The organism is Novosphingobium sp. ERN07 (assembly GCF_012641335.1).
Taxonomy (GTDB): Bacteria; Pseudomonadota; Alphaproteobacteria; order Sphingomonadales; family Sphingomonadaceae; genus Novosphingobium.
This window is the reverse complement of the sequence record NZ_JABAID010000012.1, coordinates 67774-85954: the sequence shown is the minus strand read 5'-3', so window position 1 is coordinate 85954 and position 18181 is coordinate 67774. Positions and strand designations below refer to the sequence as shown.

Here is an 18181-nt window from a genome sequence, read left to right as displayed (position 1 = left end):
CACAGCAGCGCAAAGGGCAACCGAATGAACCCGATCATGGAGATCGATGAGGTCGCAAAAGCCATCGAATGGCAGGCAGACCATGCCACGAACAATGGGGCACCCTGCACGGGGCGCGTGGTGCGGGCGCAATTGGCACTGCTTGACGGCGCGACGCAGGTCGGGAGGCGAATCGCTGCGTGGCCGGGCAAGCCTTTGGAAGACGCGCTGCCGCTGCGGCTGGCGGGCGGGTTTCACTATTTGGTGCTGAAGGGGGCGGATGCCCGGCTGGCACCGGTCTATCGCGGGCAGGTGACCGATCAGGCCGAGGTGGACGCGCTGGTTCTGGCCGTTACACGAGATCATGACGCGGCGCTGCTGCCGTGGCTGGACGGGCCGCCGCAGACCAATGAGGCGGGGCGGTCTGCCTCGATCATGGCGGCATTGTTGTGGCTGGCGCAGCGGGTGGGGCCACGGTTCGAACTGAACGAACTGGGCGCGAGCGCGGGTGTGAACACGATGATGGAGCGGTTTCGCTTTGATCTGGGTGGGACAGAGGTGGGGCCGGAAGGATCGCCCATGCGGATCGTGCCGGAGTGGCGTGGGTCGCCTCCGCCGGAAGGGGCGGTGGAGATTGTTGGCATCAAGGGGTGCGACCGGGCGCCGGTAAATCTGGCTGATGCCGAGGCGGCCTTGCGGCTGAAGGCCTATGTCTGGGCGGAAGTGACGGAGCGGATCGGGCGGATCGATGCGGCTATTGCGCTTGCCGGGGAGAAGGCTCCCGATGTGGTGCAGATGGACGCGGCGGACTTTGTGGACGCGCGGCTGGCGGCGGCGCAGGAAGACGATACGACCCGCGTGATTTTCCATTCCATCGTCTGGCAATACCTGCCGCCCGAAACCCGCGCGCGGATCGAAGCGGCTATGGCCGAGGCGGGGGCAAAGGCCGATGCGCAACGTCGGTTGGCGTGGGTCATGCTGGAGACGAACCGCCAGACCTTCCGCCATGAACTGACGGTGCGGTACTGGCCGGGCGGTGAAGAGCCGGTGGTGCTTGGCACCGCCCATGCGCATGGGGCGTGGGTGGAGTGGTTCGGCTGAAACGAAAGGCGGGTTGCGCGGTTATCCAGGAATGCGCCGATCCGTTATCCGCTCCGTGGTGGGCCTGCTTTGTGCGGCTTCTTTAGGAGCAGCGGGATTTGTGTGGCTGAAGGACCACCCGGAACACGATCCGTGGGCGCCGCTCGTATTGACCGATCCAACGGGCTGGGCGACCAGCATGAAAGTGAGGGCGCTGCGCGCGGATCGGGCCGAATGTCGCGCGTTTTTGGACCGCAGCCTGATCGTTGCCGAGGCCTTGCCGCCTGCGGGGGAGGGGCAGTGTTTGCGTGATGACCGGCAAGTGCTGGCAAGCGCGGCGCAGGCCGATGTGGCGCTGACTCCGCGCGGGGTGCAGGCGACGTGTGCGGTGGATGCGGGGCTGGCGCTTTGGTTGCGGCACGGCGTGCAACCGGCGGCGCAGCGGATTCTGGGTAGCCAAGTGGCGCGGATCGAGCATCTCGGCACGAACAGTTGCCGGCGGATTGGCGGGGGATCTGCCGGGAACTGGAGCGAACATGCGACTGGCAACGCCATCGATATTGCCGCTTTTGTGCTGGAGGATGGGCGGCGGATCGGTGTTCTGCAAGATTGGGGGGATAAAGGCGACAAGGCTGCGTTCCTGCGCGCTGCGCGCGATGCGGCTTGCGACAGTTTCTCGACCGTCCTTTCACCTGATTACAATGCCGCCCACGCCGACCACCTGCACCTGGATCAAGCGCGGAGGACCGGCGGATGGGCAGCGTGTCGGTGAGGTTCAGGCCAGAAAGCGGTCTAGCGCGGCGTTGACTTTGCCCGGCGCTTCCCACGGGACGAAGTGGCCGCAATCGGGGACTTTTTCGAGCGTTAGCTGGGTGACCAGTTGGTCCATTCCGTCGAGGTTACAGGGCGGCAGGGCCATGTCGTCCATTGCCCAGATCACCAGCGTGGGGATGGTGAGCGGCGGGACGCGTGCGTCTTGATAGCCAGCGGGCAGTTCGAACGGCGCGTCCATCGGGGGCACGGCCATCGGGCTGGCGCGATACCAGTTGAGCATGGCGATGGCGACATCGGGGTTGGACCAATCCTTGAAAAGGGCGGCGCGTTCCTCCTCTTCCATCGTGGGCGCACGTTCCCAGTTCAGCGCTTTCATCAGCAATGCGCCAAGGCCATGTTCGCGCACCAGCGCATCGTTGCCGGTATCGCGGAAGGCGCGCATGTATTGGCTGGCTTCGCGCTGCTGGCGGTCTGTCCAGAGCAGGCGGGGGAAGAGGACGGGGTGCGGCGCATTGGCGATGACCGCGCGGGTGACGCGGGTTCCTTGGCCCAGCAGGGCAACGCCCCACGCGATGGCACCGCCCCAGTCGTGACCCAGGATGGTGAACTGCCCGACACCTAGAGCGTCGGCGAGTTGGAAGATGTCACCGATCAACTTGTCAGGGGTATAGCTGGCGACGTCCTGCGGTTTCGACGATCCGCGATAGCCGCGCTGGTCGGGCGCGATGCAGCGGAAGCGGGTGGAAAGGTGCGCGATCTGGTGCCGCCAGGTGCGGTGGCTTTCGGGGAAACCGTGGAGGAAGATGAGGGTGGGAGCGTCCTTTGGCCCAGTGTCCAGCACATCGATTTCGATGCCGCTGGCGAGTGTTACACGTTGCAGGTCGGTCATTTGGAGGCTCCCTCTTCCATCTTTTTCACATAGCCGCTGGCGACGACGGCAGCCATCTGATCGTGCAGGGCATCGGGCGTGCGGCGCAGTTCTCCGATCTGCTTTTCCATGCCGGTGCCGATGATGATTTCGCGCTCGTCGGCGGCGATGGCGTCGAGCATCGTCTGCGCGGCGGCATCGGGATCAAGGCCGTTCTCAATGGCCTTGTCGCTTACCCCGCGCGCTGATCCATCGGCAGCCAAAGCATTGCGCGAAACATTGGTGCGGATCGATCCGGGGGCGATGACGTGGACTTTCAGGCCCAGCCCCGCCACTTCGGCGCGCAGCGCATCGGCATAGCCGAACAGGCCGAACTTCGCCGCGCTATAGGCGGTGCGCATGGGCGAGCCGACTTTGCCCGCAATGCTGGAAACCATGACGATGCGCCCGGACCCGCGCTCTGCCATGCGGGGCAGCAGGGCTTGCGTGAGTGCGATGGGGGCGAGCAGATCGACCGCGACAATGCGGTCATAGACTTCGAACGCGGTATCCACGGCGAGCGAGCGTTGCGAGATGCCGGCGTTGTTGACCAGCATGTCGATGCCGCCGGAGTGTTGCCACGCCCTATCGGCAGCGCGGGCGGCAGCGTCGTAGTCGGTCGCCTCGAACGGCAGGACCAGTGCGTCTTGGCATTGTGCTGCGAGATCGTTCAGCGCTGCTTCGTTCCGCCCCGAAAGGATCAGCCGCGCGCCCTGGCTCCCCAAGGCTCGCGCCATTGCCGCGCCAATGCCGGAAGACGCCCCGGTGATCCACACCGCCTGCCCTGCAAATGCCATCCCCATGTTCTCCGTTGGATGAGTCTTAATCGACCCATTAAAGGGCATGGTGTCAGGGTTTGGTGGGAGAGGGAAGGGGCAGTTTCCTTCAAATCAGCCTTACAGGAAAACAATCGTAATCATGCCGATAGGTGGCAGGCTTTGCCCTTAGTCAAACTCGTCAGCCGCTACGCAGACCGGGCAGTTTTCGTCCACTTCTCCCGCAACAGCGTTGACCATACGGCGCACCAAATCTGCTCGATCCGTTTTTATGCCCGTGGAGTCGCTGCTATGGGCGAGAGCGACGGCCATTTTGGCCGCTTCCCACAATGGGTTGATCACGGGAATGCTGGTATTGGCTGCGATTTTGGCTGCCATACCCGACATGCAGGTACAGCCAAGCATGATTGCTTGTGCGCCCTCCTCTATCGCCCGATTGACGGCTGCCAGCACTTTGTCGAACACGGAGCGATCTGCACGATTGATGCGGTTGAGATATCCGTCAGGTCCGGCAATCGCATCCAATACGCCTTCTTCAGCCACATTGTGGATACCGAGGCACTGCGCTTCCAGTCCATGTTGCCGAAGCAGTTGTTCGGGGACGAAGTTCATGGACTTTGGCCAAACCGTAATGATCGCAAAGCGACCGTGCCCCGCGGCTGCAGTAAGGCCTGCTTCGCCCGATCCCACAACGGGAATGGCAAGAGCTGCGCGCAGTGCGTCGATGCCGTAGTCAGCTACACTGTCGATGACGGCGGCGTGTGCACCGGCTTCTGCCGCGCTGAGGCCCGCTTCGAGATGGCCGATCGCCTGCATCGCCATTTCCACGGGCGTCGCCGGAAATGCACCAATCCGTGAAGGCCAGGCAGATAATTCGATGCCTGATGGCAGTGCTGCGCCGATTTCCGGGCGAACGGCTGGATTGATGGTTCGCACCGTGCCGAGAAGTCCGATCTGCAAGCTTGCCTCCTTCCCTGTGATAATTGATCTAACATTATATCAATTATCACAGGGAAGGAATGCCTTTCGCGCGACAATCAGACGATCAAGGATAACTCACCGTAGTCGCCACCTTGGGCAGCGGGATGAACTCCGCCTCATCGCCCGGCACTTTCGGAAACCGGCCTGCCTGCCAATCAATCTTGGCCTGATTGATCCGGTCGCGGCTGGAGCTGACGAAGTTCCACCAGACGTGGCGTTTGGTGGTGAAGGCTTCGCCGCCCATCAGCATCACGCGGCCGCCGGTTTCGGATTGCAGTTTCAGCACGGCGCCGGGGGCGAGAACGACGAGGTCGTAGAGGGCCAGCGGGTGGCCGTCGATGGTTGCCACGCCGCCTACGAGCATGACGGCGCGTTCGTCGGCCTCTGCATCGATGGGTAGGCTGCCACCGGGGGCCAGCAGGATCTCGGCGTAGATGGTGGCGGCGTGTTGGGTTGTCGGGGCGGTCTGGCCCCATAGGGTGCCCATGATCACGCGGGCGCTGACGCAGACGTCTTCTACCACCGGCAGGTTGGTGCCCTGTTCGAAGGCGGGGGCGATTTCTTCCTTGCCGTCAGGGAGCGCAAGCCAGGTTTGCATTCCGTAGAGGTGCGGGCCGCCGGGGCGTTCGGTTTCGGGCGAGCGTTCGGAATGGACGATGCCGCTGCCGGCGGTCATCAGGTTGACTTGGCCCGGCCTGATCGTGGCGAAGGAGCCCAGGCTGTCGCGGTGATCGATTGCGCCTTCGAACAGCCAGGTGACGGTGGCGAGGTTGATGTGTGGGTGGGGGCGCACGTCCATCGCGGTGCCCGGCGGCAGGTGCGCGGGGCCGAACTGGTCGACGAAGATGAACGGGCCGACCATCGTGCGCTGGCGCGAGGGGATGGCGCGGCGGACTTCGAAAGCACCGAGATCGTGGGCGACAGGGGTGATAGTCTGGATAAATGGATCGGTCACTGTGCAGCCTCAAGATCGAGCAGGTCGAGGATGTTCACGGGGAACAGCGGTTCGTGCCAGTTTGCCAGTTCTGCGCGGGTAAACCAGCGAAATTCCTTGATAAGTTCGCGCTCGATCTGGGTGTGGCCGGTGGTGTCGGGCGTGAAGCTGCGAGTGATGACGCGGAAGAAGCGTTCGTCAGAGGTGATGGGTTCGCCTTCGAGCGTCAGGTAATCATCGGCGCGGGCGGCGATTTGCGGGCCGCAGCTTTCCACGCGCAGGCCGGTTTCCTCGAAGAGCTCGCGCACTGCGGCGGCGGGGAAATCTTCGCCCGGATCGCATTCACCGCCGACGCCGCACCAGAACGGGCGGCGGTCCTTGGGGGCGAAGCGGATGAGGAGCAGGCGGTCATGCTCGTCCATCAGCAGGATGCGCGCGGCGCGGCGGATGCGGCGCTCACTCACCCGGCGCTTTGGCCTTGATCGCAAGAGCGTGGACGCGCTGGCCGGGGAGGTCTCCCAGTGCCTTGTTGACCATGCGCTGGCGGTCGATGCGCGACTGGCCGATGAAGGCGGCGCTTTCGATCTCTACGGTGAAATGCGATTCGCCGGTGCCATCATCGCCCATGTGGCCGGCGTGGCTCGCACTGTCATTGATTACCGCGAGGCGGGTGGGGGTGAGGGCTTCTGTCAGAAGCCGTTCGATTTCCTGTGCGATTGGTCCGGTCATGGGTTTTCTTCTAGCGCGTTCGTCGCCATGTGAAAGCCACATGCGTAACGACAAGTTCCACGGTCGCGTCCACGGTGCCGGGCGCATTTGCTATGCCCCCGGTTGCGACGAGGCGGGGGAATTTCGTGCGCCCGGTGTGCGGGGATCAGGTTTCGACGGGCCGGGGGACTATCGCTGGTTCTGCCTCGATCACGTGCGGCAATTCAATGCAGGCTACGATTTCTTTGCCGGGATGACGCCGGAGGAAATCCTGCGCGCGCAATCGCCCATCGCCGGATGGGAGCGTGAGACGCGGGCGTTCCGGCCCGATGCGGGAATCGATTCTGCACCGCGCTGGGCCGACTTTGCCGATCCGCTGGAGGCCATAGCGCAGCGGGCAAAGGCGCGCCGGGCCGATCACCAACGCGCGGCGGATGCGGCGCAGCGGGGCATCAGCCCGGACGAGCGCAAAGCCTATGACGCGCTGCACCTTGGCTATGACGCAGACCGACGCACGTTGCGCAGCCGCTATTCCGAACTGGTGCGCAAGTATCATCCTGATCGGAACGGCGGGGATCGCACTTTTGAAGGTCGGTTGCAGGAGGTGGTGGAAGCGTACAACCTGCTAAAAAGTAGCGCTCTTTTCGCCTGAGACTGCCTGATTTTGGGACTTTTGGCCTTTGAGGCTTGCAGATTCGCGCCCGTCCTGCCATCCCGGATTGATACAAAAACGGTAAAGGCGTGCCATACGGCACATTCCAAGCCTTGCGGGATCGTTACAAAGCTTGTCGATCTGCGGAGGGGGCTGTGGCGACCGACGATTGCGATACGTACCTGCGGATGGAGGCTGGGGGCGCCGTTCGCGAGATCCCTGTAGCCCGTCTGGGCATTTGCGGCTTTGGTCGTGCACCGTCCAACACGGTTGTGCTGGAGGACAATCTCGCATCGCGTGAACACGCCATGATCCGTCGCAACGCCAGCGGCCACTGCACGCTGAACGATCTGGGCAGCACGAATGGCACCTGGCTGAACGGACGCCCGGTGCAAACACCCACGCAGCTCAAATCGGGCGACCGCATCCAGATCGGTCGCCAGATCATCGAATTCGTGCAGGCGGCAGCGCCTGTGGAACTGCCCGATCCGATGGCGGGGCGCACGCAGTTCTTCATGGACCAGCAACTGGTCAGCGCGATGGTCATCGACATTCGCGGCTTTACCCAGCTTTCGGCGGCGATGGGCGAACGCGCGATTGCGGCGATGATGAGCGACATCAATCGCGAGGCTGGGCAATTGCTCGATGCGGCGGGCGCGTGGTCGGTGAAGTTCATCGGCGATGCGATCATGGCAATCTGGCTGCACCCGGCCAATGCGCTTTCACGCCGTGATGTGGTGACCGTGCTGGACGTGATCAGCGGTTATCAGGAAATCTTCCGGCTGGCGGAGAAGCGCCACAAACCGCCGTCTCTGCTGCGCTTTGGCTGCGGGTACAATGCGGGCACTGCCTCTGTAGGCAATATCGGCAGCGGCGCAGTGGCAGACTTTACCGCGATGGGCGAAGCGGTGAACACCGCGTTCCGGCTGGAAACCGCGACGAAGGAAACGGGCTGCGATATCCTTGTGGCGGGCGATGTGTTCAGCGCGCTGGGCGATGTGCGGTTCACTCCCGGCCAGATGATCGACGTGGACTTGAAAGGGTATGACCGCCCGGTTGCCGCACTGCCGATGAATTTCGGCGGGGTTGGCCGATTCCTTGAGGCATTTCTGGCAGCCTGACCTTTTCACTGGCCTGAAACGAAACGAGGCCCCGCGATGGGGGCCTCGAAACGTTTTGTCTTGGTCTGTTCTATCAGGCCGTGACGGGTGCCGCGTCACGAACCGACTGGTCGACGTGTTCAGCGAACTGTTGGAAGTTGTCGACGAACTTGCGCACGAGTTCCTGCGCGGTCTTGTCATACTCTTCCGCATCGGACCATGCGCCGCGCGGATCGAGCAGTTTCGTATCCACGCCGGGCACTTCGACCGGCACTTCGAAGCCGAAGTTCGGGTCTTTCTTGAAAGTGGCGCTGTTCAGGCTGCCATCGAGCGCGGCGTTGAGCAGTGCGCGGGTGGCCTTGATCGGCATACGCTTGATGCCTTCCTGCGTGGCCTTGCCGCCGGACCAACCGGTGTTGACCAGCCAGCACTTCACGCCGCCCTTGGCGATGCGTTCCTTCAGCAGATTGCCATAGACCGACGGATGGCGCGGCATGAACGGTGCGCCGAAGCAGGTGGAAAACGTGGCTTCGGGTTCGGTCACGCCGATTTCGGTGCCGGCAACGCGCGCGGTGTAGCCCGAAAGGAAGTGGTACATCGCCTGATCGGGCGTGAGGCGCGCAATAGGAGGCAGCACGCCATAGGCGTCAGCGGTGAGGAAGATGAGGTTGGCCGGGACCGGGCCGAGGTTCTTTTCCGAACAGTTCGGGATGAAATCGATCGGGTAGGAACCACGGCTGTTTTCAGCCAGCGAGTTGTCATCAAGATCGATCGTGCGGGTGACGGGATCGATCACGACGTTTTCCAGCACGGTGCCGAAACGCTTGGTCGTGGCGAAGATTTCGGGTTCTGCTTCTGCCGAAAGGCGGATCATCTTGGCGTAGCAGCCGCCCTCGAAGTTGAACACGGCAGTGTCCGACCAGCCATGTTCGTCATCACCGATAAGGGTGCGGCTGGCGTCTGCCGAAAGCGTGGTCTTGCCGGTGCCCGAAAGGCCGAAGAACACAGCCGTCTTGCCATCGGGGCCTACGTTGGCCGAGCAGTGCATGGGCATCACGCCCTTTGCCGGTAGCAGATAGTTGAGGATGCCGAAGACCGACTTCTTCATTTCGCCCGCATAGGCGGTGCCGCCGATGAGGATCAGCTTTTCGGTGAAGTTGACCGCAACCACGGTTTCGCTGCGGCTGCCGTGGCGTTCAGGGTCTGCGCGGAAGCTGGGCAGATCGATGATGGTGTATTCGGGCGCGAACGAGGCCAGTTCATCCGTGGTCGGACGGACCAGTAGGGTGCGGATGAACAGGTTGTGCCATGCAAATTCGTTGATCACGCGAACGTTGACGCGGTGTTCGGGCTGCGAACCGCCGAACAGATCGGCCACATAGAGGCGATCCTTCGCGCCCAGCGCCTTGATGAAATCTTCCTTGAGGTTGGCGAAGTGTTCCGGGGTCATCGGAACATTGGTCTTGCCCCACCACACGGTGTTTTCGGTTTCGGCATCGCGGACAATGAACTTGTCCTTGGCGCTGCGACCTGTGTGCTTGCCGGTTTCGACCACAAGCGGACCATCAACGCAGAGCAGGCCTTCACCATTGCGAACCGCATGTTCGACAAGAGGCGCAGTGCCGAGGTTGGCGAACAGTTCTGCCGGCTGCGGGAAACCCTGGCTGGCAAGGGACACGTTCAGGCTGGTATCGGACACTTCTGGCCTCCCGTTAGTGGCACCGGAAGGGCTGGACTGCCCTGCGGCGCACGGTTTGCGAATACGAATGCACTGATTCTCGACCTGCGCATAGTCACCTGCCTTTGCTGCGTCAAATGACACGCGACAACGAAGTTTTTTGCGCAGCAAGTTGCACGCCATGCAATCGCGAAAATGCTGCATTGCAGCGGGAATGGCTGGAAAAATGGCGACGAAATTGCTGGAAAGTTGCAAGGATTGCGTGTGACCGGTAGATGCATTGCTGCAATGGCCAGCCAGCAGCCCGCCCGCCCGGACGCGCCCGATGCCCCGCGCACGATTGCGCTGGTCGACGATGATCGCAACATCCTAACAACTGTTTCGATCGCGCTGCAAACCGAAGGCTTCGCCACGCGGCTTTACAACGATGGCGATACCGCGCTGAAAGCGCTGCTGGACAATCCGCCCGATCTGGCGGTGTGCGATATCAAGATGCCACGGATGGACGGGCTGGAACTGCTTGCCCGCCTGCGCGAGAAAAGCGACCTCCCGCTTATCTTCCTTACCAGCAAGGACGATGAGGCTGATGAAGCGCTGGGCCTTTCGATGGGGGCCGACGATTATATCGCCAAGCCGTTCAGTCAGCGTCTGCTCGTAGCGCGGATCAAGGCCATTTTGCGCCGCAGCGATATCGTGCGGCGCGAGGCTGAGGAAGAAGAGCCGGATGGTGAACCTCTGCCCGAACCGATCCGGCGCGGGCGGCTGGTGATGGACCCGGCACGCCATGCTGTGACCTGGGATGGGGTTGCGGTATCGCTGACGGTGACGGAATTTCTGATCCTTGAGGCCCTGGCGATGCGGCCCGGCGTGGTCAAGACGCGCAACCAGTTGATGGACGCGGCCTATCATGACGATGTGTTCGTCGATGACCGCACGATCGACAGTCATATCAAGCGCCTGCGTCGCAAGTTCCGCGCGGTGGACGGCAGGTTCGGCGCTATAGAAACGCTTTATGGCGCGGGCTACAGCTTTGCCGACGAATGATCGCGGCACGCCTTATCGCGCACCCAGGCGAAGGTTGCGCAATCTTTGGCGGATAAGGGGCGTCTCGCTCACCACGCGTATCCTGTTCGTCAACGTCATTGCCTTGGCGCTGCTGGCGGGCGGGTTCTTCTACCTCGACAGTTATCGTAAACAGTTGATCGAGGAGCGCTTCAAGCTGGCGCGGGCGGAAGTGGAAATCGCTGCCGATGGCCTGACCGATGACGACATGGAGGCGCGCAAGGCGCTGCTGGCGCGTATCGGCAGCGAACAGGCGCTGCGGCTGCGCCTTTATGACGCGAAAAGCCACCTACTTGCCGACAGCTTTCTGGAAGCACCGCCATCGTTCCGGCTGATCGATCCCGAAAGCGAGCCTTGGTATCAGCAGGCCGCGCGGCTGCTGGACCGGGGCGTGGACTTCATCGTCAACGCGCCGACAATCGAGCGTTACAGCGATACGGCAGAGCGCCCGGCAGGAAGCTGGCCAGAGATTCAGGCCGCGCGCGCATCGGGGCGGACCGAAGTTTACCTGCGCTATGCACCTGATCGAACGCCAGTGATCACGGCTGCCACGCCCGTTGGGGACAAGGGCGAAGTGCTGCTGAGCTTGCGCAATGCGCTCGACGTGACACAATCGGTGCGTGATGCGCGGCAGACTCTGGTGATCATCATCGGGCTGGCGCTGCTTCTTTCGGTGCAGCTTTCGCTGTTTCTGGCGCGGACTATCGTACAGCCGCTGCGCGCGCTGGTGCGGGCGGCAGTGCGCGTAAGGCTGGGGCGCGAACGCGAGGTGGTGGTGCCGCGCCTGCCTGATCGCGGTGACGAGATCGGCCTGCTGGCCCGCGCGGTTTCAGACATGACCACGGCGCTGCGCCAACGCATCGATTCGGTCGAGACGTTCGCTGCCGACGTGGCGCACGAACTGAAGAACCCGCTGGCTTCGCTTTCCAGCGCGCTGGAAACGATGGAGCGGGTGGATGACCCTGTACTGCGCCGCCAACTGGCCGATATCGCGGCGCATGACGTGCAGCGAATTGATCGGCTGATTACCGAGATTGCCGACGCCAGTCGGATCGATGCTGAACTGAGCCGTGCGACATTTGTGGCGGTGGATCTGGCGGCGTTGGCATCGCAGGTAGTCGGCGCGCGTGACGTGCGCACGCGGGGTTCCATCCCCATTCGCCTGCGCCGGGAAAGCGGTGATGCCGTGGTTCCCGGCGATGCCGCACGGCTGGAGCGGGTGCTGGAAAATCTCCTCGACAATGCCGTGTCGTTTTCGCCTGTGGGCGGCGCGGTGGAACTGGTGGTGTGGGGCGATGGCGAGGCAGCGCATGTTGGCGTGGCCGATGAAGGCCCCGGTATACCCGTGGCCGAGCGCGAGAAAGTGTTCGAGCGGTTCCATTCCGTGCGTCCCGCCGAGGAGGTGTTCGGCGCACACAGCGGGCTTGGCCTTGCCATTGCGCGCACAATTGCAGAAGCGCATGATGGGACGCTGGCCATTGGCGACAGGCCCGATGGCAGGCCCGGAGCGTGGCTGGTGCTGAGCGTGCCGCTCGAAGCGGAAGATGAGGAATGAGCGAAGCCAAACAATTCGGCTGCGTGGCAATCGGTGGGTGCGGCGTGTTGATTGATGGTGTGCCGAGCGCGGGCAAATCGAGCCTTGCGTTGGCACTGATCGATCGCGGCGCCATGCTGGTGGGCGATGATGGCGTGATATTGGAAACGCGGGGCGGGGGTCTGATTGCCGCGCCGCATCCGCGCATCGCTGGAAAGCTGGAAGTGCGCAACGTGGGGTTGGTGGACTTTCCGGTTTCGGTGCCCGTCCCGGTAGCGCTCGTGTTGCGGCTCGATGATGAAGCTCCACGTTTTATCGACGTGGCGGAGCGCGTTGAGGTTCTGGGTGTAGATCTGCCACTGGTGCGGCTCTGGCCGGGCGGTACGATGCTTGCCTTGCGTGCCGAACTCGCGCTGCGGAAATACGGCAAGACGTTTGGCGCGTTTTCCTGAATAGGGACAGCGAAGAACTGCGGACTTCCCAAGCGCTGCGAGAGGGCGCAAAGCTGAATGACCATGACGCAGGAATCCGCCCCGCAACGCATTCTTCTGGTTACCGGCCTGCTTGGCGCGGGCAAGACCACCGCGCTGCGGACGCTGGAGGATCTGGGCTGGGAGGCGATTGACAACTTCCCGATCCGCCTGCTCGACCGTCTGCTGGAAACCGAGCCGGGATCGGCGCGCGCCGAATCGGGTGCGCGGATGGCTATCGGCTTTGACACACGTACGCGCGGGTTCGATCCGGCGCGGACTATCGAACTGGTCAAGAAACTGTCGCAGCGCCGCGACCTGCAGATCACCGCGCTGTTCCTCGATTGTGCCGGTGCGGAACTTGAGCGCCGCTACAACGAAACGCGCCGTCGCCACCCGATGAGCGAGGACAAGCCCGCCGCCACCGGCATCATGGCCGAGCGTGAACTGCTGGAACCGCTGCGCCGCTGGGCGGACGTGGTGATCAGCACCACCAGCTTTACCAGCAACGATCTGCAAGCAGCGATTCGCGCGCAGTTCGGCGGTCAAAGTGCGGCCGAGCCGACGCTGACGATCAGCAGTTTCGGCTTTTCACGTGGCACGCCGCCGCTGGCCGATTTGGTGTTCGACATGCGTTTTCTGACCAATCCGCACTGGGTGGACGCCTTGCGTCCACAGACCGGACGCGATGCGGCGGTGGGCGATTATATCCGCGAAGATCCGGCCTTTGCCGAGGCGTTTGCGCGGATTCGCGATCTGCTGTTGATGCTGCTGCCGCGCTATCGCGAACAGGGCAAAGCCTATGTCCACGTGGCCTTCGGCTGCACCGGGGGAAAACACCGTTCGGTGTTCATGGCCGAACAGATCGCTTCCGCCTTGCGCGAAGGCGGATTTTCTCCCACATTGCTGCATCGCAACCTCGCTTCGCGCGCGGCAGATCTGCTCGAAGGGCAAAAGCCTTGAGACAGAACCCGTTCACGGCGCGCAGGAAAAGAAGAATGGGTGAGGCAGTACTGGAAGCCATGCATTTCGATTCCCAGTCGTCTTGCGTGTCTGGCATTCCGGCCAAGCTTGCGTTCATCGCGCAAGCGGCAGAATGTTCGGCCGCACTTCGGAGCCTGCCCCCTTCATGATCGGTCTTATCCTGGTTACCCACGGCGCGCTTGCCGACGAATTCATCCATGCGATGGAGCACGTTGTCGGGCGGCAAAGCGATGTCATCGGCGTGTGCATCGGTCCCAACGATGACATGGAAAAGCGCCGCAAAGAGATTGCCGACGCGATAAAGCGCGTGGACAGCGGCGAAGGCGTTATCATCCTCACCGATCTTTTCGGCGGCACGCCATCGAACTTGGCGATTTCGCTGATGCAGGCGGGCAGGGTCGAGGTGATTGCCGGAATCAATCTGCCCATGCTGATCCGCCTTGCCAAGGCGCGCGGCTGCATGGGCGTGAAGGAAGCGACAGCGGCGGCACGCGATGCCGGCCGCAACTACATAACGATTGCTTCCGAATTTCTCGGACAGGATGCATGAAATGGCTGAACAGGGTTACGTCACTCGCGAAACGGTGACGATTGTCAACCAGCGCGGCCTTCATGCGCGCGCCAGTGCCAAATTCGTGAATGCGGTGGCCAAGCTGCCTGCTGGGTTTGACGTTACCGTTGCCAAAGATGGCACAGACGCTGCGGGTGGTTCGATCCTCGGCTTGATGATGCTGGGCGCGGCCAAGGGCGATACGGTGGATGTTACCGTTTCGGGGCCTGAGGGTGAGGCCGATGCGATCCTGATGAAGCTGACCGGGCTGATCAAGGACGGCTTCGGAGAAGATTGACCGAATGCCCGGCTTTTCCTCCATCGCGGCCTGCGAACAGCCACCTTCTGCGCTTCCGGTGCTCACGACCCAAATGGTCGCTGCGCGCCGGTTCTCGAAAGTAGCCATTCTCGGAACGCGCTGAAGAAAAATCCGGGCATTCGGTTGCTCCCCTTGCCGCGATGGCGTGCCTGCCGCATGGGGGCACCATGACGCGCAAGATCATCACTGGCTATTCCAACCCGACGGTAAAGTTCGTCCGCAGTTTGCGGGAAAAGAAGCACCGGCGGCGCGAGCGCAAGTTCCTTGCTGAAGGGCTGCGTTTGCTGACCGATGCGCGCGAGAGCGGGCGCTTGCCCGAAATCCTGCTGATGGTGCAAGGGCGTGAAGGGCATCCGCTGCTCGACGAACTGGAAGCAGACGTCGCGCGCTCTGGCGGCGACGTGATCGAACTGCCGCTGGATATCCTTGCGAAAGTGACCGGCAAGGAAAACCCGCAGGCGGTGGCGGGCGTCTTTGCCGAATGGGATACATCCATCGCGCTGATCGGCCGCAATGCCGCGCCGATCTGGCTGGTGGCGCACGCGATGCGCGATCCGGGCAATCTGGGCACGATGTTGCGCACGGCCGACGCGGTGGGCGCGGGCGGGTTGATCCTGATCGACGATTGCGTGGACCCGTTTTCCGTAGAGGCGGTGCGCGCCAGCATGGGCGCGATCTTTACCGAACAACTGGCGCAGGCGCGGTGGGACGAGTTCCTTGACTGGCTGCGCCAGAGCGAAGGCCAATTGGTGGCGGCATCCTTGCGCGAAGCCGTGCCCTATCGCGGTGCGCCATATGCGGCACCCTGCTTCGTCATGGTTGGCAATGAATCGCGCGGACTGCCTGAAGACTACGAGATGGCCTGCGATCTTCGCGTGACCATGCCGATGAAGGGACTTGCTGACAGTCTCAACGCTGCGGTCGCCGGGGCAGTGTTGGCTTACGAAGTGCTGGCAACACTCGAAGCGTGAACGTGAACGTACTGCGCGGTTAATCCTTCGGTCAGTCGCACCGGTGTATGAGAGCGTCATGCGCTCGATGTTCGCCCTCTCCCTTGCCGCTACTGCCATGTTGGGCGGCTGTGCCACCGCACCCAGCGGCTCGGCGGGATTGGCTGGCACGCATTGGACGATCATGCGGATTGATGGCGCGGTGCCTGCGGTTCCCGAAAAGGCGGCGATGCGGTTTGATGATGCCCGTCTGTCAGCCAACGTCGGCTGTAATGGCATCGGCGGCGATTATCGTGTCGAAGGCGGACGGTTGCTGGCAGGTCCGCTGATGGCCACGCGGATGTTCTGCGAAGGACCGGTGTGGCAGCAGGAGGAAGCGGTAAACGCGCTGCTTTCCGCTGCGCCGGAAATGCAACGCAGCGGATCGACAATGCGGCTCGTTTCGGGCGGCCACGCACTCGATCTCCAGCTTGTGCGCGGCTGATCAGTCGCCTGCAATAAAGGCGGTTATGCGCCACACGCCATCCTTGGGTTCCGCAATCAGGCGATAGTCCAGCAAGCTGCGCAACTTGGCTGTTTCCACCCAGCCTTTCTGGCCATTGTCCAGCGTGACACGGGTCGTATTTGCCTTCGGATCGAAATCCATAGGGTCTATGCCGACGATGAACCAGCCAACTGGGCTGATGTCCTCTCCGCCGGGTTTTTCGCGCAAGGGCGTTTCATTACCTAGAACCAGCATGGCGTTATAGCTGTCGACCGCTTCGGGCACGTTCCAGAACACCCACGGCATCGCAGCCAACCCACCTTCGACCGCGCAGCCGAGCGGCAGGATAGTGCTGAGTTCATGCCAAAGTCCGCTCTCAGGATCGGCCAGTCGTTTCTTCAATTCTGCCGTGCCGCTCCCACCGCCATAGTCGAGTGCGATATCCGGCGTGGCGAGTGCCGCCATTGCATCGGCATCGCGGGCCTTGATCGCTGTGACGAGCGCTTTGCGGAATGCTGGCCATCCGGGCTTGTCTGCACAATCGTCACGCGGGGCGTAGCGAATGCCGGCAAGCGCAGGTGGTTCTTCCATCGCTGTCGCGGCGGAAGCGCTTGGTTCCGGTTCGGGCAGGGGGGCAGGGCTGGGGGCGGGTTGTGGCAAGGGCGCTGCCACCGCAACAGGAGTCGGCTCAGCCTTTGGCTCGCTGTCACACCCCGTCAGCGTCAGCGCCGCAGCCAGTGTAGCGAGGCAAGACCGATGCCGTGCAATCATTCCGCCGCCACATCTCCTTCATCGTTGGCAACCGCTGCCAGTGCCGCCGGTTCCGCATCGGCATAACGCGGCGTGGATTCTACCAGAGGGATTTCCTCCACTTCGCGCTTGCCGATCTCGATATGCTTCTCGCGCAAACGGCGTCCGGCGGAAAGCACGTTCCGCTCAAAGCTGCCTACGAACTTGTTGTAGTTGGTCACCGCGCTGTCCAGCCCATTTCCGACGCGCTTCAGATGTTCGGCAGCGACTGCCAGACGATCGTAGAGTTCGCCGCCCATCTTGCCGATTTCCCGCGCTTCACGCGCAAGGCCATCCTGCCGCCAGACCTGCGCCACAGTGCGGGCAATGGCGACGAGGTTGGTCGGGCTGGCCAGCAGCACACGGCGTTCAAAGGCAAAGTCCCACAGCTGCGGATCGCGTTCTAGCGCAGCGGCGATGAAATGCTCACCCGGCACGAACATCAACACATAGTCGGGCGCTTCTTCGAACTGCGATTGATATGATTTCGCACCCAGCGTCTGGATATGGTTACGCATCGACTGGACGTGCGCGTTCAGTGCGATCTTGCGCGTATCATCGTCCTGGGCCTCGAATGCATCCTGATAGGCGTTGAGCGATACTTTGGCGTCGATCACCAGCAGCTTGTTGCCGGGCACGCGCACGATGGCATCGGGGCGCAGACGCCCTTCTTCGGTTTCGACCGAATGTTCGGTGACGAAATCGGTGTGTTCGGAAAGGCCGCACTGTTCCAGTACGTTGCGCAATTGTAATTCGCCCCAGCGCCCGCGCGTTTTCGGGCCGTTGCGCAGCGAGTTGCCCAGTTGCGCGGCGGCGGCGCGGACAGCTTCCTGTCCATCGCGCATCGACTGGATCAGGCCCGTGAGTTGGCCGAACGAATCCACGCGCTGCTTTTCAAGGCTCTGCACCTGCTCCTCATAGCTGCGCAGCCGCTGATCTACGGGTGCAAGCAGGGATTTCAGCCGTTCAGCGCTAGTCTTCTCGCTTTCTTCGAACCGTGATTGCGCGCGCGCAAGGAAGGTTTCCTGTGCCTTTTCCAGCACCTTGTTGCCTGCGTTCTCGAACTCCTTGCGCAGCGCTTCCTGAGCTTCGATCAGCAGGCGCTTCTGTTCGGCAAAGTTCTCTGCATCGGCCTTCATGCGTTCAAGCGCGGTGCGGAAGCCGTCGCGTTCATCGCGCACGCGCGTGAGTTCGATTCGCACAGCTTCGGCATCCATCGCGCTTTGCCGTGCGGCGGCAAGGGCCGGGGCGAGCTGATCCCGTTCGAGCCGGATCGTGGCGAGTTCTGCGCCAAGGGCATCGAGCGCCTTCACCCGCTCGCTCATCGCAGCAAGGTCCACGGTCATCGCCTTGACCGTGCCTTCGTGCGCTTTCGCCTCAGCATCGCGCTGGTCATGTCTTGCTCGCCATTCGTTGGCGGGTCGAGAGCCGAAAAACCAGCCAATGGCTAAGCCAATGATCATAGCCATC

At 62.6% G+C, this 18181-nt stretch carries 21 protein-coding genes; 12 read left to right on the top strand and 9 right to left on the bottom strand.

The window, feature by feature from the left end:
- The first annotated feature begins 24 nt into the window (after window positions 1–24).
- The gene (locus HGI47_RS15515; RefSeq protein ID WP_168853674.1) at window positions 25–1080 is read left to right on the top strand and encodes a DUF2332 domain-containing protein; all 1056 of its coding nucleotides are present in this window, start codon (window positions 25–27) and stop codon (window positions 1078–1080) included.
- 31 nt (window positions 1081–1111) lie between these two features.
- A complete protein-coding gene (locus HGI47_RS15510; RefSeq protein WP_168853673.1) occupies window positions 1112–1831 on the top strand; it encodes an extensin family protein in 720 nt (239 codons plus the stop codon).
- A 3-nt stretch (window positions 1832–1834) separates the two neighbouring features.
- Here HGI47_RS15510 and HGI47_RS15505 read toward each other — a convergent pair whose 3' ends face one another.
- The 6 genes from HGI47_RS15505 to HGI47_RS15480 form a co-directional block, all read right to left on the bottom strand.
- A complete protein-coding gene (locus HGI47_RS15505) occupies window positions 1835–2722 on the bottom strand; it encodes an alpha/beta fold hydrolase (RefSeq protein ID WP_168853672.1) in 888 nt (295 codons plus the stop codon).
- Window positions 2719–3537, bottom strand: coding sequence for an SDR family NAD(P)-dependent oxidoreductase (locus tag HGI47_RS15500; RefSeq protein ID WP_168853671.1), 819 nt, complete (start codon window positions 3535–3537; stop codon window positions 2719–2721). Before HGI47_RS15500 ends, HGI47_RS15505 begins: the two co-directional genes overlap by 4 nt.
- 147 nt (window positions 3538–3684) lie before the next feature.
- Window positions 3685–4452: an aspartate/glutamate racemase family protein gene (locus HGI47_RS15495; protein WP_370521749.1), complete on the bottom strand. Its 768-nt coding sequence runs from the start codon at window positions 4450–4452 to the stop codon at window positions 3685–3687.
- Between the two features lie 109 nt (window positions 4453–4561).
- The gene (locus HGI47_RS15490; RefSeq protein ID WP_168853669.1) at window positions 4562–5452 is read right to left on the bottom strand and encodes a pirin family protein; all 891 of its coding nucleotides are present in this window, start codon (window positions 5450–5452) and stop codon (window positions 4562–4564) included.
- Window positions 5449–5895: an NUDIX domain-containing protein gene (locus HGI47_RS15485; RefSeq protein ID WP_168853668.1), complete on the bottom strand. Its 447-nt coding sequence runs from the start codon at window positions 5893–5895 to the stop codon at window positions 5449–5451. Before HGI47_RS15485 ends, HGI47_RS15490 begins: the two co-directional genes overlap by 4 nt.
- On the bottom strand, window positions 5888–6160 hold the full coding sequence (locus HGI47_RS15480; protein WP_168853667.1) for a BolA family transcriptional regulator: 273 nt from the start codon (window positions 6158–6160) through the stop codon (window positions 5888–5890). The genes HGI47_RS15485 and HGI47_RS15480 overlap by 8 nt, the downstream gene beginning before the upstream one ends.
- A 40-nt stretch (window positions 6161–6200) precedes the next feature.
- Between HGI47_RS15480 and HGI47_RS15475 the strand changes: the two genes are divergently transcribed.
- Together HGI47_RS15475 and HGI47_RS15470 are read left to right on the top strand one after the other, a co-directional pair.
- Window positions 6201–6791 (top strand): J domain-containing protein, encoded by a 591-nt coding sequence (locus HGI47_RS15475; protein ID WP_168853666.1) that lies wholly within the window; start codon window positions 6201–6203, stop codon window positions 6789–6791.
- A 155-nt stretch (window positions 6792–6946) separates the two neighbouring features.
- The gene (locus HGI47_RS15470) at window positions 6947–7912 is read left to right on the top strand and encodes an adenylate/guanylate cyclase domain-containing protein (RefSeq protein ID WP_168853665.1); all 966 of its coding nucleotides are present in this window, start codon (window positions 6947–6949) and stop codon (window positions 7910–7912) included.
- Window positions 7913–7985: 73 nt separating this feature from the next.
- Here HGI47_RS15470 and HGI47_RS15465 read toward each other — a convergent pair whose 3' ends face one another.
- A complete protein-coding gene (locus HGI47_RS15465; protein ID WP_168853664.1) occupies window positions 7986–9590 on the bottom strand; it encodes a phosphoenolpyruvate carboxykinase in 1605 nt (534 codons plus the stop codon).
- Window positions 9591–9857: 267 nt separating this feature from the next.
- Here HGI47_RS15465 and HGI47_RS15460 point away from each other — a divergent pair, with 267 nt between their 5' ends.
- From HGI47_RS15460 to HGI47_RS15425, 8 genes are all read left to right on the top strand, one after another.
- Window positions 9858–10613 carry a response regulator transcription factor gene (locus HGI47_RS15460; protein WP_168853717.1) on the top strand — a complete coding sequence of 252 codons (756 nt, stop codon included), beginning with the start codon at window positions 9858–9860 and terminating at the stop codon, window positions 10611–10613.
- Window positions 10582–12186, top strand: coding sequence for a stimulus-sensing domain-containing protein (locus HGI47_RS15455; protein ID WP_168853663.1), 1605 nt, complete (start codon window positions 10582–10584; stop codon window positions 12184–12186). The genes HGI47_RS15460 and HGI47_RS15455 overlap by 32 nt, the downstream gene beginning before the upstream one ends.
- Window positions 12183–12617, top strand: a complete 435-nt coding sequence (locus HGI47_RS15450; RefSeq protein WP_168853662.1) for an HPr kinase/phosphorylase — start codon at window positions 12183–12185, stop codon at window positions 12615–12617. Before HGI47_RS15455 ends, HGI47_RS15450 begins: the two co-directional genes overlap by 4 nt.
- 63 nt (window positions 12618–12680) lie before the next feature.
- The gene (gene rapZ / locus HGI47_RS15445) at window positions 12681–13598 is read left to right on the top strand and encodes an RNase adapter RapZ (protein WP_168853716.1); all 918 of its coding nucleotides are present in this window, start codon (window positions 12681–12683) and stop codon (window positions 13596–13598) included.
- Window positions 13599–13764: 166 nt separating this feature from the next.
- Window positions 13765–14169, top strand: coding sequence for a PTS sugar transporter subunit IIA (locus HGI47_RS15440; protein ID WP_168853661.1), 405 nt, complete (start codon window positions 13765–13767; stop codon window positions 14167–14169).
- A gap of 1 nt (window position 14170) precedes the next feature.
- Window positions 14171–14467 (top strand): HPr family phosphocarrier protein, encoded by a 297-nt coding sequence (locus HGI47_RS15435; protein WP_168853660.1) that lies wholly within the window; start codon window positions 14171–14173, stop codon window positions 14465–14467.
- Window positions 14468–14655: 188 nt separating this feature from the next.
- A complete protein-coding gene (locus HGI47_RS15430; protein ID WP_168853659.1) occupies window positions 14656–15459 on the top strand; it encodes an RNA methyltransferase in 804 nt (267 codons plus the stop codon).
- Window positions 15460–15526: 67 nt separating this feature from the next.
- Window positions 15527–15922, top strand: coding sequence for an META domain-containing protein (locus HGI47_RS15425; protein WP_206066227.1), 396 nt, complete (start codon window positions 15527–15529; stop codon window positions 15920–15922).
- Here HGI47_RS15425 and HGI47_RS15420 read toward each other — a convergent pair whose 3' ends face one another.
- Together HGI47_RS15420 and rmuC are read right to left on the bottom strand one after the other, a co-directional pair.
- The gene (locus HGI47_RS15420; protein WP_168853657.1) at window positions 15923–16693 is read right to left on the bottom strand and encodes a hypothetical protein; all 771 of its coding nucleotides are present in this window, start codon (window positions 16691–16693) and stop codon (window positions 15923–15925) included. It abuts the gene before it with no gap.
- Window positions 16690–18180 (bottom strand): DNA recombination protein RmuC, encoded by a 1491-nt coding sequence (gene rmuC, locus HGI47_RS15415; protein ID WP_240950219.1) that lies wholly within the window; start codon window positions 18178–18180, stop codon window positions 16690–16692. Before rmuC ends, HGI47_RS15420 begins: the two co-directional genes overlap by 4 nt.
- Window position 18181 lies beyond the last annotated feature (1 nt).